The sequence below is a fragment of the Microbulbifer mixtoriginis (SeqCode) genome (genome assembly GCF_052466865.1).
Window position 1 is genome coordinate 2,830,445 of the sequence record NZ_CP174293.1, and the last position, 15,907, is coordinate 2,846,351.

Below are 15,907 nucleotides of genomic sequence, written 5' to 3' on the forward strand. Positions count from 1 at the left end.
CCATAAACTGCTTATTTATTCACCACGGCTAAAAAGCGTCAGCAAAGTGACTTCTGGCGGCACCAGAAATCTTACCGGCAGGATACTGGTGCCTACCCCTGGGCTCACAAACAGGTGTTTGCCCTCCTCTTCGATATGCCCAATGGCATAGCGCTCCCCGTAGCGGGAGGGCACAATCGGGCGGCCAATCAAGGGTAAAAATACCTGGCCGCCATGGGTGTGGCCGGCAATCGTCAAGGCAATCCGTTGTGGAATCTGGGGAAATATATCTGGGTTATGAGTGAAGGCTAAGACTGTCTCTGACTCTTCAATGGCAGACATTGCCTGATCTATATTGTGTGGCCCCTCCCAGAAATCACTGATGCCAACCAACTGAAAGGCACAGTGGCCGCTACGGATCTTAGTGGATGCATCTTCCAGCAGCGGGATGCCTTTCTCAGTAAAAGCCCGCTCTACTCTTTTCGGGTCCAGCCACCAGTCGTGATTGCCCATTACAGCAAAAACGCCCAAGGGGGCTTTGAGGCCGGCAAGCACTTCAGCGGCACTTTCCGGTGTCACAAAAGAACCACCAACCACCCCCTGAATAACAAAGTCACCGGGGAGTAGCACTAAGTCAGGACTGCTGGCATTTACTTGGTTAACCAATGAACGTAGGCTTTCAATCCCTTTATAGGGGGAACCCACATGTAAATCCGCCAATACCGCCACGCTTAAACCGCTACAGGAAGCTGGCCAAGACTCCAGGCGAAGCGCTTGCTCATTGATCCTGAAGCTTCTTGGCTCAGCGAAAAAGGCCCAAACGGCAAGGGTAAGAGCAACAACCAGAGCCACTAGAAAGACAACCCGGTACTTTCCCCGTGGCCAGCTCAATAATTCTCCCGATAGCTTACTCAACAACTTTTTCAATGAGGCGCTCTCAACTTACAGCTAGCTTTTACACAGTGCTCTGAGCCGGGTGACAGTCACAACTGGAGAGTTCTCGTACAATCTCACAGGAATCAGTAGAACCGGGGCCGCCACACTGGCTGCGCAATGCCAGCAAACTCTTCCGCAATTGCTCGAGCAATGCCATTTGGCTGTCCACCCTATCAATATGCTCATCTACCAACGCATTGATTTCAGCACAATGCTCTCTCGGTTGCTCCCGCAAGGTTAACAGTTTGCGTATATCCTCAATGGGCATATCGAGGGAGCGACAGTGCCGTATAAAACGCAATTGCGCCAAGTGCGCTCCTGAATACAGGCGATAATTGCCTTCGGACCTCAATGGTTGCGGCAGCAAGCCCACCTGTTCGTAGTAACGCACCGTTTCCACCTTGCAGCCTGCCTGCTTGGCCGCCTCCCCTATTCGGTAACGCATGCTGATGTCCCCTTGACTCTATAGTTACTAGAGGGATTGTAATGCTGGCTCACTCATTGAGCTATTCGAGAGTTAACCATGGGAAAACAGGATTCCACTTGCGGCTGTGGCAGTAGCACTGAACCTCTACAACAACCGCTCGATAGTGGCGCCGGAAAGGATAGCGAGAGCTCCCTCTTCTCAATCACCAAAATGGATTGCCCCACCGAAGAAGGTTTGATCCGCGCCAAGCTCACTCCACTCGAAGGCATTTACAGCCTGGACTTTAACCTGGTGCAACGCATTTTGCGGGTTGGGCACGCTCCGGGTATGCAGCAACAGATCCTGGATATACTCGCCCCTCTGGATCTGGATGCCAGGGTCGCCTCCCCATCGGATACAGAAAATGCACCACCCGCAACCAAGGCCAATTGGTGGCTGCTGGGGGCGGCCGGCTTGGCGGCGCTCGCTTCTGAGGTGGTGTTCTGGTTACAGGGGGGAAACAGCTGGCTGGTCATGTTGCTGGCCTTAGCCGCCATTGCCGGCGGGGGGCTCTCTACTTACAAAAAAGGTTGGATCGCACTAAAGAACCGCAACCTGAATATGAATGCGCTGATGTCCATCGCGGTCACAGGCGCACTTTTGATTGGGCACTGGCCTGAGGCCGCCATGGTGATGGTACTGTTCACCCTCGCCGAACTGATTGAGGCCAAGTCTCTGGACCGGGCCAGAAACGCTATTCGCGAGTTAATGGACTTGGCCCCGGAAACCGCCACAGTACTTCAGAGTGATGGCCAGTGGCGCGAGGTGAATGCAAAAACCGTTTCCCTCGGCGCCAAGGTCAGGGTGAGGCCCGGTGAGCGCATCGCCCTGGATGGCGAAGTAATAAAAGGCAACTCTGCGGTGAACCAAGCCCCAATCACCGGGGAGAGCCTTCCGGTAGATAAAGAAGCTGGAGACAGCCTCTTTGCCGGTAGCATCAATGAGTCCGGCGCACTGGAATATAGGGTGACTGCCGTAGCCAGTGATGCCGTACTTGCCCGAATCATCCACGCGGTTGAGGAGGCGCAAGGCAGCCGCGCGCCCACCCAACGTTTCGTCGATCAGTTCGCGCACTGGTATACCCCCCTGGTATTTGTGGTTGCCCTAGCCACAGCGTTAATTCCTCCGCTATTTTTCTCCGGTGCCTGGATGGAGTGGATCTACCGCGCCCTGGTACTACTGGTTATCGCCTGCCCCTGCGCCCTGGTCATTGCCACCCCGGTCACCATCGTCAGCGGCCTCGCAGCAGCAACAAGACACGGCACGCTGATTAAAGGGGGGGCATACCTCGAAGAGGGGCGCCGGCTGCGCTGGCTGGCCCTGGATAAAACCGGCACCATCACCCACGGTGCACCGCAGGTAACAGATTTTGCCTTGATAACGGGCACAGATGAGGCGCGAGTTAAGCGCCTCGCCGCCAGCCTCGCCCACCGCTCCGATCACCCGGTTTCGAAGGCAGTGGCAGATTTTCTCAACGCCAGTGGAGCACCCTTACTAGAAGTAGAAGCCTTTGAAGCCCTGGCCGGGCGCGGGATTCGCGGAGAGATTGAAGGCACAGGCTATTACCTGGGCAATCACCGCCTGGTGGAAGAGTTGCGCGTTTGCAGTGAGGAGCTAGAGGATCGCCTCTCAAAACTGGAGTATCAGGGGAAAACTGTCGTTATGTTGGTGGATGCAAACCGTGTTCTGGCTCTGTTTGCCGTAGCCGATACGGTAAAAGAATCCAGCCGCAAAGCCATAGATGAGCTCCACCAATTGGGGGTGAAAACCCTGATGCTGACCGGTGACAATCAGCACACCGCCGATGCCATTGCCAAAGAAGTGGGCATAGATCGGGCCATGGGCAACCTGCTGCCAGAAGATAAACTCCGTGAAGTGGATTCCCTTGCCGGCCACGGCCGGGTCGGCATGGTGGGCGACGGCATCAATGATGCACCAGCCCTGGCGCGAGCCGATATTGGCTTCGCCATGGGCGCCACCGGCACCGATACCGCCATAGAAACGGCAGACGTTGCCCTGATGGATGACAACCTGGGTAAAATCGCCAGCTTTATCCGCCTCTCCCGTACGACAGCTCATATTCTCTGGCAAAACATTATCCTTGCCCTGGGTATCAAAGCGGTCTTTCTGGCACTCGCCTTTGCCGGTGAAGCCACTATGTGGATGGCAGTATTCGCCGATATGGGAACCAGCCTGCTGGTGGTTTTCAATGGGTTAAGACTGATGCGGAAGTGACCTTAAAACAAGACGGTAGAAAAATCTGGAAAATAGAAAAGACAGTACCAATTATTTAATACGCAAACAGTCTATCCCGCAGAAGCTCTCGCTCAACAGGTTCTTGGGTACGCAATTGTTGATTGCCTTATTAACCAGCAAAAGCAGGCACCTTCGAGAGTTTCTTTGGATAGTGCAAAATTGGCATGACAAAAAACTTTAAACATAAAGAAAGCAGAACTCAGCAACACCGATAACACGCTGCGGGCCTACAATAAAATATTTCGATTCCGCTTTAGCAAGACATGCCCAATGGCACTTAGGAAGTGTCTAAGCAAAGAATTATGCTAGCAAAAAGCCCTCTCAAAAAACCGACCAAATAGAACCTAATTCCAAACACCACTTATCCCCTTTAGGCCTCACCTTGTCGTAGGCCAATTGCAGGAAAATCAGCATCCCCATACCCTTTTGTCAACTACAACACTAAAGACATTTAGTCTCTTTAGCGCCAGATAGTCTCAGCACAAACATTAATCTAAGAATAAAATCGACTAGAGCCTCCGAATGCGAAACAGTCAATTTAGAGCATTTCTTGCCAGCAGCATCATTTCTACCACTCTATTTTCTAGCTCTAGTATTTTGGCAGATGATAGCCGTGCAGTACTCGTTGAGGCTGCACACCCGTGGCAGCAAGCCATTAATACCAGATTATTTTGTTCGGTATTATCTCCTCCCCTACACCAAGTCTCCAGCCACACTGAAGCCGAGCTCACCCAAATAAAACCCGTAGGTTCAATAATTAAAGCTGGCGAGTTAGTAGCCGCACAGGATGGATTTTATCTCTCTCAGGAGATTGAGATTATTCGCACAGATATTGCAATCACACAGAGCCAGCTGATTTATGCGGAAGAAGAGCTGAGCAGACTGGAGAAGCTTCGCTCAGCAGATATGGTGTCTCCGTCCCACTTAAACAGCCTTAAACTCAATGCTGATACCTACCGGCTCACAAAACAAAGACTTGAGCACCAGCTAACAACAGCCGAATACCGTTTAGAGCGACTGCAACACTATGCAAGAACTGATAGTCAAGTTGTAAGTATAGAAGCCAACCCCGGTGAGAGACTAAATTCGGGGCAAAGAATCATGCAGTTACTGCCTCTAAAAGAAAATCAAATTGAGTGCAGCCTTCCCGAAGAAAAATTAAACAATGAGAATTTACTCAACAGCAGCTCCTTTACTTTTAGGGACCAAAATATCCCCTTAAGAAATATTAGTCATACGGTCAATCCGGAAACGCAAAATCTCAACCTCTACTTTGAAACAGAATCAGAGCAATTCCCGTCCCTATTAGTAGGACAGAGATTCGAAATAATGATGCAAACACCCCTCTCAACTAAAAAAACGCAGGAGAGGGTAACAAAAGTTCCCAGTGATGCCGTAATACTAGAGGGCGACCAATATAAAGTCTGGACTCTAGACAGTGATCAAAGGGCGGTTAGTACCGAGGTTCAAATAATAGATACCTTAAAGGGGCACTTTGTTGTACGTTCAACCATTAAACCTGGAGATCTTGTAGTCGTTCTGGGTTATGAAGGCCTACAACCCAATGAAACTGTCTCTCCGACAAAGAGGGAAAACACATGAAATCCCTGGAGAAATACAGTTCATTTATTATAAGTTGCACTTTTGCCCTAATTGTTGCCGGTATTGTTGCGGGCCTAAACTTGCCTAATGCACTACTCCCCACTATCAATCGCCCACAAATTGCACTGGCTATTCCTTGGCCGGGAAAGACAGCGGAAGAGATAGAGCAGATATTAGTTGCACCACTTGAGCAGGAGTTATCGAGCCTAAGCTACCTGAAAGAGGTGCAGACAAATATCAACAGTGGCTTTGCCTGGGTCACGATTGACTTTCACTCTGAAGCCGATATGGAGCAAATGTATATTGAGGTACTCTCCAGAATTAATCAGGTACCCAACTGGCCCACACAAGTCCGCACACCCCAAGTTTTCAATTTTGCCAATGGTGCGGGAGCTACGCTGGCAACCTTCTTCCTCTATTCGAAGAAGTCAGCCAGTGAGCTGGAATTAATTGATGCATTTTTAAACCACGTAAAGCCAGCCATCAGTAAAATCCCGGGAGTATCCTCTATAGAAGTTGCCGCTACGCCTATCGCACAGCGTGTCGATATTGAGTTCGATCCAGAAAAGATGACTCAAAACTCATTAAGCATCGCTGGGGTGACTGCACATCTTAATGATCTGGTGGACCGATCGGGCGGCAACCTGAAAATTGGCTCTAAAGACTATGCACTACACTTTAAGGGCCAAATCCCCCTAGATGAGCTCTCACAATTACCTATCGCCACACGTGGAAACCAGATTATACGGCTCTCTGACATTGCCTCTGTAAACGCACGGCCTGCATCTGACTGGGCATATTTTGCCCTTGAGGGTAATCGATCCTTTTATTTCTACTTGCTCCCCACCGAAAACGTCAATGCTCTTGACACTATTGCACAGCTGAAATCAACCATGGCGGAGCTGAATAGTGGAGAGTTAGCTCGGTTAGACATGGAATTGGCCATAAGCCGTGATGACTCCAAAGGGATCCGAGACTCCCTGAATCTGGTGTACGGGAGCCTCCTTCTTGGATCATTGCTAGCCTGCTTGGTTTTGTACTGGTTTCTGCGCAACCTGAGAACGTTAACGTTAATATTCCTCAGCATTCCCGTATGCATCTCCCTCGTCGTTGTGGGTATGTATATTGGGGGTAGAAGCATGAATGTTATTTCATTGGCAGGCATCGCTCTTTCTATCGGATTGATGGTAGATGCGGCAATTATTGTGGTGGAAAATATTCAAAGGCTTCGCCAGCAAGGCATTGGCACCCAGGAAAGTATTGTACAGGGAACACGAGAAGTTACAGGGTCATTGGCATCATCAACGATATCAAGCGTCATTGTGTTCCTGCCTATTATTGCCATGCAATCTGCAACAGGGCAGTTATTTAGAGATCTCGCTTTTACAATCTCAAGCGCTTTACTCGCCTCACTGCTCTTTGCTTTATTAATACTACCTTCATTCGCAAGGTACATATTGGGCCATTCAAAAAAAATAAAGAAAGAATCTTCAAACACAAGAATTCTATTAGCCCTAAAAAGATGGGTTGCCCTTTCCATCAAAGCTACAGCTACCCCCAGACGGTCTATTACAGCCATAATTCTTGGGCTACCCATCGCACTCATAGCTACCTATGTTTCCACACCATCCATAGATGTATTGCCAGACCCAAAACAGAATATGGTTTCTGTTTTCATCAACTTTGAGAGCGCACTAGCCACAGATGCTATTAGAACGGATTACGGGGAACGCGTGGTGAATCGAATCACCAGCAACTTTAAAGAAATAGAAGATCATGTTTCCACTTACGGCATTATCTGCAACCCAAGCAATTGCAACCTCTATATGTATACCCAAGGCGATTGGGATTTTGAATCACTGCGGGAATGGATGAATGAGAAAGTACTCTATGGACTTGTAGGCACCCGTATCCATTTCAGGCATGGGGGTCTTTTACGATTTGCAATGCCAAACAATCGAATAAGCCAACTGGATATTAAAGGGGCTGAACTTTCCAGGCTACAAATGGCTGGCACTGAGTTAATGAACCATCTGCGCGCAGAGTTTCCAGACGCACAAATCCAGGAGGGGAGCGCACTGCAAAACCGGGCTGTACGCATAGAGTTCCAACCTCGCCTGGATCAATTAACTTATTTAGGTATTACAGTTTCAGAGCTAAACCGCCAACTTATGGCTTTGACCGATGGGATATACATAGGCCATTTTTATACTGGCACTAACACGCTACCATTCTACTTCAAAGCAAAAGACCCACAGAACCTGGAAGCACTTCTAAACACTGAAATATGGATTGATGGGCACGGCCTGATTCCTGTCCGTGAATTAGCAAGCGCGAAAATAACCCAAGCCCCAGCCAGTATTTTGCGAGTTGGGCAAGAAGTCAGTGCATCGTTAAACTTAACCCCACCAGAAGGGGTAGCAATGAAGTCATTTGTTGAAAATGTAGACCAATCGGTACAGTCCTTTTTAGCTGAAAGCTCCTATAGCGATTTGCACACTCAGTTCAGGGGCAGCGCAAACGAACTAAACCTGTTTCTAGTTGAATTTCTTAAAATATTCTTGGCTGCTCTCGCAGTACTCGCCCTGTTGATGTATTTTGCCCTAAGATCTGCAAAGCTGGCCGCCGCCGTGCTTTGCGCTATACCCCTCTCATTTGCCGGCGGAATGCTAAGTTTACAGCTATTAAACCTTTTCACCCCCCAAAGCCTTGATGTAATTACAATGATTGGATTCGTAATTCTGATGGGGCTTGTAGTCAACAACGCAATACTATTAGTCAATCAATTTCAAAAGTCATTACAGACCGGGGCCAGTCAGCTAGAAGCTATTTATGCAGCAGCCAGCTTGCGCGCTCGTCCCATTATGCTAACAACAATCACCTGTATCTTTGGCAACCTGCCTTTGGTGTTAAACCCAGGGAGCAGTGCTGCAATTTATCGAGGCCTGGCGACGGTGATTACTGGCGGGATGATATTTAGCGCTCTGTTTGTTTTAGCCTTTATGTCCGCACTACTCTCACAAAAGATGTTCCGCTCTGAGCTGCAGAGTTTTGCTCAAAAGGCCGACTTGGAAGTGCCCGAACCTGCTAGCGCGTAACATAAGGGTGGCGACCAATTAATCTAACCTGTGCTGGCAATGACAGCCAAAATGTCAGCACAGGTATATCTCGCCTGTTTCTAATCTGCTATAGAGATTTGTTTATTATCCTGCCAACCTATCCCTAAGGGCCTCTATAAAGGTCTTAGGACTATCCACCCCAATATAAACTTTCTCAATAGTTGTATCTTTCAGCCTCACCCCAACAACAACGTTAGGATTGCCGGAAAAGTTATAGCGTTTAACATCTCTTTTCCTTTTAATATATCCAACACTTTCATCAACAAACTGGATATCACTAATTGCGATTATTTTACTATTCAGAATCCCAAAGCGCACAATCAGGCTGTCCGGTGTAATCGATATTGGCCTTCTAGATATAGAGCGATAATCGGCAACTAAGAACAGCAACCCCAGAATGCTGAGCAAACTGATAATATTGGCCGCCGTGGTAGACCACGCAAAGTAAACAATGATATGAACGATAGGCAACTCCAGCAGTATCAAATAGATGAAACCAAGAGCTGTACTTTGTGCACCGTCTTTTGAGTGATAACTGAAATGTTGACCACCCTCATATTGCTCAATGCTGATGGACTTGGCGAAAAACAAAAACATCCACATCCGGGTCTCAAACATTAAAATTCTGGATAGAACTCCACTACCAACATACTTCTGAACAGACATCTCAATGGCAGCATCAGGGTCTTCCTGCCTATTTAAGGCTAGCCGTATTGCCAAAACCATGGAGATAACTGCGAAGGCCTCCAGCATAAGAAAGCCCACAAGCAGTAGATATCTGGCAGACTCCAGGTATGGCCATATAATCTTACTTTCATCTGGGATTATAAAACTGCCAATGAGAATAGCGAGACAGGCATATACAGCGGCCTTCATCAGTGCCTGTCTTCTCTCATTGATACATACTAGACACAAAATTGGGAGTACCAGCAGGCCATCAACTAAGAACAGCCATTCATGATTTGCCTTGCCAAAATCATTAAACTGTGTGTTCGTACTATAATAGACACCCCATGAGACGGAGATAATAACTAGGAAAATGAAAGGCAGAACTCTCCTTATCTCCATATTCATAAGCATCCTTTTTTGTATTTATTTAAATAGAAAACAGATAATGTGGGGCAAATACAAGTATCGCTGTATCAATCACCCATTGGTAGACTGAAATAGCTAAAGCTATTTAGTCCTAAATCGCCACAATCAGCCGCAGTTTACTTTGTGTACTTTTTGCACGAAAACGGGAACACAGCGATCGTGCACAAGTTAAGACGCCGGCTGTTTTGTTAGGCAGGCTCTGTGTTAAACCGTCCCGCTAAGTAGTCTTTATATGTTGCCTCAAGTGCAAAGATTACAGCCTTAATTTGGCCTACTGGATAATCTACATAACTATATTCTTTGATATTGATTTCTTCAAAAAAATATCGAGAACGCGTGAATATATTACTTATGCTCTCAATGGCTTGACCAAAGGTTGAATAATTTTTAGCCAAACCCATACGATCAGGTACTTTTGGAGTAGTTGGGCTCTGAATTATTGCAATAATCTCAATAGGTAGTGCAATATCTTTACTCTGGCTTAAGTATTTTTCCGATAGAGAATTACGCAAAAAATCAGGGAATTCATTATATAAGCTCTCAAGCGCATGTCCCTTTGTGACTAGACCATTTCTTGCTGCGAGCATAAGAGCTTTGAAGAATAACTCTATAGATAAACCCGCAGTTACAAGAAATGTAAGAGCATCATGCACCTGTAACTCAGAGCCCATTGATTTATGCGATCGATTAGCTTGATTCGCCAGTGAGATCGCTTGAGCCGAAGCAATTTCATGTAGCCCCTGATTCAGCTGTATTGCTTTTTGCCTTGCCATGACTTTGCCTAACAGTAGAGACGCTCAATATTAACTCCGTATGGAATTGTAGACAATACAGGTTAAAAGACAGTTTTCTAGAGCCTTCTGAAGCATGTACAAGACTGTGAAGACCAACATGAATCAGCAACTCATTAGTATGGCCGGCGAAGATTTTTATACATCCTACATCTTATTTTCCCAATGCATCGGTATACGCAAACAGAGATAGCTTCGCCAGATTGGGACCGCTCAATATACAGCAATAAAATCATCGTTTGTGTAAATTACGGAAATGGCTTTTGTCTTTATATTCAGGGCCGTGATAGTGAAATTAACTATTTCAAACCCAATCGCTATTAAGAACTTAATATCCCTATTCATCCATATCCCCTAGCAACCTATATTGCGCAAAGCGCCATCAATTTACGCCCACAACCTCTTTTTTTATATAGATACCCAGACGTTTTGCAAGGCGGACCAAGTTACCCCTATCCATTGAGAGCGATTTCGCTGCCCTACTCCAATTCCCATCGCTCTGAGTCAATATATGTTTTATAAGATCCCGCTGATATTCTTCAGTGGCTGCCCTGAGATTTAATACCCCTAGCGGTGGCTGAACGGGCTTCTCAAACTCTGGTTGCGCCGCTATGTCATCTGGAATCTCTATATGTGCCGCTGTCAGCGATACAATTTCAGAGAGTGATGCGTTTTTTCTTGCCTTGAGCGCTGCGCGGCTGATGATATGCTCCAGCTCTCTCACATTTCCAGGCCAGCCATAGCGCTTTAATTTACTGGAAGCATCTGCTGATAGCCGCAACTGACGGAAGCCTAGTTTCCTCGTGGAGCGTTCCAAAAAATAATCTGCCAGCAGGAGAACATCATTTTCTCTCTGTGATAGTGCGGGTACTTCCAGAGGATAAACAGAGAGACGGTGATACAAATCGGCCCTAAAACCACCTAAGTCGATTTCTTTGAGCAAATCCCGATTGGTAGCGGCCACAATACGCACATCTACATGCTGTACCGCATCCTTACCAACAGGTTGGATTTCACCACTTTGCAGTACCCGCAGCAGTTTGCCCTGAACTGATAAAGGCAGTTCACCCACTTCATCCAGAAAAAGTGTCCCGCCGTTTGCCAATAGAAACTTTCCCGGGCGATCCCGATCAGCGCCAGTAAAAGCCCCCTTCGCATGCCCGAATAACTCCGCTTCTGCCAGTGTTTCTGTTAAGGAAGCGCAGTTGAGATAGACAAGAGGTTTTTCCCGGCGAGATGACAGCCGATGTACCGTGCGGGCAACCAGCTCCTTACCTACTCCAGTTTCCCCTAGAATAAGCACGCTGTAGTCAGACCCTGCAACTAATTCAATGTCGCTTCGCAAGGCCCTCATTACTTGGCTTTCGCCGATTAACTCACCGCCATCGCGCAGAAAGGCTTCCTGGGTCAACTCTTTCACCAGTTGTTCGGCATGTTCAGCAGAAAGAGACAGCGCTTTTAGCTCCAAAGCCGTTTTGAGAGTAGCGGCTGAGAGTGCAGCGATTAACTCAAGCGTTCGATCGCTAATCAGGCTATAGGCGTCTGAGGTCATACTATCCAAAGTAAGCAGCCCCACTAGATGATTGTCAGAATAGAGCGGCAAACCGAGACAGGAGTGCACCGGTAGGTCCCCTTCCCTATCCAGTAGTAAGCCATCAAAAGGGTCCGGCAGATTGCAATCAGAGGGGAAGCGAACGGGAGCATCAGAACTGCAGATTTGCGCTAGGCGGGGATGCTCGTTAATTAGGAAACGCCGCCCCATAGTACGCCTGGCCAAGCCCTGCACAGCCAGGGGGGTAAGCACCTCTCCATTCAGCCCCAGCAAGGCCACCGCATCACACTTAATTGCCTTGCGGATGGTAGAGAGCAGTCGTTCAAATCGGTCACTATTATTCAGACTATTTGCGAGATCCAGAGCAACTTCAAGCAGTAGAGTAGAATTGATATCCACCATATCCCACCAAGTCAATAAGCTTCTTTTGTGTCATTATGACATGGTCACCATATAGGTCAAATTGACACAAACAAATATCACAATAACCCTAAGATATTGATTTATAAGGAATTATTAAGCTGGCATAACATTTGCCTAATAACCATTGAGGTTATTTAGTAATAGAGGCGAAGACAATGCTGGACACATACACTTTAAAAATTCGCAGGCGTTTTGAACTCTTGCTCAAGGCCGGAAATCTCACCCTGTTGCTCTCTACCCCCCTGCTATTACTCACCGTTGTCATCTGCTACCCACTCTCCCATTATTTTTCTATCCCAGCCCAAGTAGCGGGCCATATTTTTATGATTATCAGCGCAACGTTTATCAAGATTGGTTATGTCAGCCGCTGCGTTGCGCAATACAACCTGTGCCAGGAAGTGCGCTAACTGATCACGCCGAGCTTCTCGCCTCCATCCCCTTTGGGGGCGACCTTTGTAGCTTTCAAACTTTCCACACCATCACCTCAGCAGCCCCATCTAACAACTACCTCAGTGCTATCTTCTCTTCAGGGCCATCAACCCTGCACAGCGATCAATACAAACCCCATAAGGAAACTCGATGTCTGCAATGAGCCGTCTGGCCCTGCTGGCTGTGGTATTTATCGACTTGATGGGTCAAGGACTTCTATTCCCCATCATTAATGAACTGGTCATGTCCACCAAGTTTCAATTCCTGCCTACAGACACCGCACAATCCACCCGCCACCTCTACTATGGCATTGTTATCAGTAGCTTTTTTTTAGCTTGGTTTATTGGGGCGGTGTATATCGCTAAGTTATCTGACAGTATCGGCCGAAAAAGCGCGATGGTACTTTGCTTGGTTGGCGCCCTGGCAGGCTATGCCATTACACTCGCTGCCTTATTTGCCAGCAGCCTGTGGTTGCTGATTCTTGGGCGCGTGGTCAGTGGATTTACTGCCGGTAACCAGCCCATTGCCCAAGCGGCAATGATTGATGCAAGCCGCGATGAACTGGATGCTTCAAAAAACTTGGGGTTACTGGTGGCGGGAATGAGCGCGGGAGCAGTTGCGGGACCAATTATCGCTGGAGTCTTAGCCGACAAGGCCCTGCTCGGTAATATTGCAAGCATTCAACTGCCTTTTTATTTTGCGCTACTTTTGGTTGCTATCACCCTCGGCCTAATTCTGCTCTTTTATCACGATAGCCGCCCCCCGACTTCGCCTATTCAATTGCGCTTATCTGACTTATTCAGGCAATTTGCACACCTCAAAGAGAGGCCCTTAGTCATCAGGCTATGCCCAGCTTACCTAAGTTTTATGCTGGTTCACCTCAGTTTTTATATCTTTATCACCAACTATCTCAGCAGCCGCTTTGGCCTCGGCTTACTGGGAACCAGTATGGCCATGCTATTCATGGGAATCGCCGTGGGTACTTCCAGTATCTTTTTGGTTAAACCCGTGCTGTCTAAATGGGGTAAGCCACTGGTTATCAAGGTATCGGCATTAACTATGGGGGCCTGTGCGCTGGTTTTTGCTTTCAGTAACCAGGTTTGGCTTTGTTACTTGAGTGTGTTTCTCGCCTACTTGTGCTTTGGACTAGCCTATCCGGCACTACTGAACTTGTTTGCCAATAGTGTGGATGAGAGCGAACAGGGATGGGTAATGGGTATCGCTACAGCGGGCTTCACCATTGTGGCCACCCTTATCTCACTATTGGGAGGCGGCGCTATGGAAATTAATATCCGACTACCATTTTTTATCACTGCCATTGCGGCCGTTTTCGTTTTGATACTGAGCTGGTTCAGTTGGCGTAGCAGTGCAATGAAAAAAATTGTTGATCGGTGAAGCCTCCTGAATACTATCGCGGTATCACTGCGGCCCAGAGCTTGAAATGTGGCCGCAACTAGCATTGCTACCTCAAGCTATAGCTTGCTCGCCAAGTCCTTAATTTCGTGATTCAGTATTCGATCGTTATGGCTGTAATCCATGGGAACTTCTATCAAATGTACCCCACCCTCCCGGCAGCACTTCTCAATCATCGGTTTCAATTCATCTGTTGCCTGTATTCGATGCCCTTCGGCACCATAAGATTTCGCATAAGCCACAAAATCAGGATTAGTAAAATCGAGACCAAAATTCTTAAGCCCCATCATGGACTGCTTCCATTTGATCATGCCATAGGCATCATCGCGCAAAATCAACACAATTAAGTCCAGCTTCAAGCGCACAGCGGTTTCTATTTCCTGGGAGTTCATCATAAAACCCCCGTCCCCACAGATAGCCACCACTCGGCGATCGGGACAAACCAGCTTGGCCGCCATGGCCGATGGCAAACCAGCCCCCATAGTGGCCAGCGCATTATCCAAAAGTACGGTATTCGGAAAGTAAGCGGGATAATTGCGGGCAAACCAGATCTTGAACATGCCATTATCAAGGGCAATCACGCCCTTCTCTGGCATCACCTCACGCACATCTCTTACTAGTCGCTGGGGTCTGATGGGGAAAGTATCTGCACTCGAACCCTCCTCAATATGCTTCTGCAAGGCAGCCCGGATGCGGTGAGCATCGCTAAAACTCCAGTGCTCTTGTGGCTCTAGGTGTTCCTGTAGCTGCCACAGACTGTTGGCGATATCACCGATCACTTCTATCTGCGGGAAATACACCGGGTCTACCTGGGCCGCATTGAAGTTAATATGTACCACTTCTGGCCCACCAGGGCGCATAAAGAACGGGGGCTTCTCTACAACATCGTGACCTACGTTAATGATCAAATCTGCCTGCTCAATAGTGCGATGAATAAAGTCACCATCGGATAAGGCCGTATTGCCAATAAAGTGCGGCCCCGATTCATCGATCACTCCCTTACCCATCTGCGTGGTAATTGCGGGGATCCCCAGCTTTTCCACAAATTTTCTCAGCATCTTCGACGTCAGCTTTCTGTTCGCGCCGGCGCCGATCAGCAGTAGAGGCTTGCGAGAGCTGGCGATAGCCTCAGCCGCCTTACGAATGGCTTTTTCTTCAGCAATGGGACGGCGCTGATAGCTGATGTCGAGCACCGGCATGGCGGAATGCTCCCGGGCGATATCCTCAGGAAACTCCAAGTGCGTGGCCCCTGGCCGCTCTTCCTCTGAGAGACGAAAGGCTTCGCGCACATACGCCGGCACATAATCCCCTCCCACAATCGTTTTTGTATACTTGGTAAGGGGCCGCATCATGTCGACGATATTAATAATTTGAAATTGTCCCTGCTTGGAACTCTTAATAGGTTTCTGCCCAGTAATCATCACCATAGGCATCCCTCCCAGCTGAGCATAAGCAGCCGCAGTAACCAGATTAGTGGCACCCGGCCCCAGGGTTGCCAAACACACACCCGATTTACCGGTAAGGCGGCCATAAGTGGCCGCCATAAAACCAGCGGCCTGCTCGTGACGAGTAAGGATTAACTGTATTTTTGAGCCCCGCAAAGACTCCAACATATCCAGGTTTTCTTCGCCGGGAATACCAAAAACATACTCAACCCCCTCGGCTTCCAGGGCGCGCACAAATAGATCGGATGCTTTCATAGGGGCGTCTCTCGTCGTTGTAATCACTCATGATTTGGCCGGAAATGGGGTATTCGACGCTTCTTTCCTTGCTTTTTTACTTGCTAGCCTAAAACCTGATCCAGCATTCCCCACACCCATTGGGCAGAGTCAATATTTTGCACGTA

11 protein-coding genes are annotated in these 15,907 nt (G+C 48.0%); 5 read left to right on the forward strand and 6 right to left on the reverse strand.

Features of this window, described 5'->3' with window-relative positions:
- Positions 1-15: 15 nt before the first annotated feature.
- Positions 16-906: a metallophosphoesterase gene (locus ACJJJA_RS12810; RefSeq protein ID WP_444904866.1), complete on the reverse strand. Its 891-nt coding sequence runs from the start codon at positions 904-906 to the stop codon at positions 16-18.
- Between the two features lie 28 nt (positions 907-934).
- Positions 935-1,360, reverse strand: coding sequence for a Cd(II)/Pb(II)-responsive transcriptional regulator (locus ACJJJA_RS12815; protein WP_444904867.1), 426 nt, complete (start codon positions 1,358-1,360; stop codon positions 935-937).
- Between the two features lie 78 nt (positions 1,361-1,438).
- Here ACJJJA_RS12815 and ACJJJA_RS12820 point away from each other — a divergent pair, with 78 nt between their 5' ends.
- From ACJJJA_RS12820 to ACJJJA_RS12830, 3 genes are all read left to right on the forward strand, one after another.
- Positions 1,439-3,616, forward strand: coding sequence for a heavy metal translocating P-type ATPase (locus tag ACJJJA_RS12820; RefSeq protein WP_444904868.1), 2,178 nt, complete (start codon positions 1,439-1,441; stop codon positions 3,614-3,616).
- Positions 3,617-4,159: 543 nt separating this feature from the next.
- On the forward strand, positions 4,160-5,239 hold the full coding sequence (locus ACJJJA_RS12825; RefSeq protein WP_444886293.1) for an efflux RND transporter periplasmic adaptor subunit: 1,080 nt from the start codon (positions 4,160-4,162) through the stop codon (positions 5,237-5,239).
- Positions 5,236-8,337, forward strand: a complete 3,102-nt coding sequence (locus tag ACJJJA_RS12830) for an efflux RND transporter permease subunit (RefSeq protein ID WP_444904869.1) — start codon at positions 5,236-5,238, stop codon at positions 8,335-8,337. The genes ACJJJA_RS12825 and ACJJJA_RS12830 overlap by 4 nt, the downstream gene beginning before the upstream one ends.
- A gap of 105 nt (positions 8,338-8,442) precedes the next feature.
- On the opposite strand, the gene ACJJJA_RS12835 is transcribed toward ACJJJA_RS12830, so the two are convergent.
- From ACJJJA_RS12835 to norR, 3 genes are all read right to left on the reverse strand, one after another.
- Positions 8,443-9,432: a hypothetical protein gene (locus tag ACJJJA_RS12835; protein ID WP_444904870.1), complete on the reverse strand. Its 990-nt coding sequence runs from the start codon at positions 9,430-9,432 to the stop codon at positions 8,443-8,445.
- A 209-nt stretch (positions 9,433-9,641) separates the two neighbouring features.
- Positions 9,642-10,226: a hypothetical protein gene (locus tag ACJJJA_RS12840; RefSeq protein WP_444904871.1), complete on the reverse strand. Its 585-nt coding sequence runs from the start codon at positions 10,224-10,226 to the stop codon at positions 9,642-9,644.
- 400 nt (positions 10,227-10,626) lie between these two features.
- On the reverse strand, positions 10,627-12,213 hold the full coding sequence (gene norR, locus ACJJJA_RS12845; protein WP_444904872.1) for a nitric oxide reductase transcriptional regulator NorR: 1,587 nt from the start codon (positions 12,211-12,213) through the stop codon (positions 10,627-10,629).
- A 161-nt stretch (positions 12,214-12,374) separates the two neighbouring features.
- Here norR and ACJJJA_RS12850 point away from each other — a divergent pair, with 161 nt between their 5' ends.
- Both ACJJJA_RS12850 and ACJJJA_RS12855 read left to right on the forward strand, forming a co-directional pair.
- A complete protein-coding gene (locus ACJJJA_RS12850) occupies positions 12,375-12,626 on the forward strand; it encodes a hypothetical protein (protein WP_252081748.1) in 252 nt (83 codons plus the stop codon).
- Between the two features lie 172 nt (positions 12,627-12,798).
- Positions 12,799-14,043, forward strand: coding sequence for an MFS transporter (locus ACJJJA_RS12855; RefSeq protein ID WP_444904873.1), 1,245 nt, complete (start codon positions 12,799-12,801; stop codon positions 14,041-14,043).
- A 77-nt stretch (positions 14,044-14,120) separates the two neighbouring features.
- Here the strand turns inward: ACJJJA_RS12855 and ACJJJA_RS12860 are convergent, their stop codons facing one another.
- A complete protein-coding gene (locus ACJJJA_RS12860) occupies positions 14,121-15,761 on the reverse strand; it encodes an acetolactate synthase large subunit (protein WP_252081750.1) in 1,641 nt (546 codons plus the stop codon).
- Positions 15,762-15,907 lie beyond the last annotated feature (146 nt).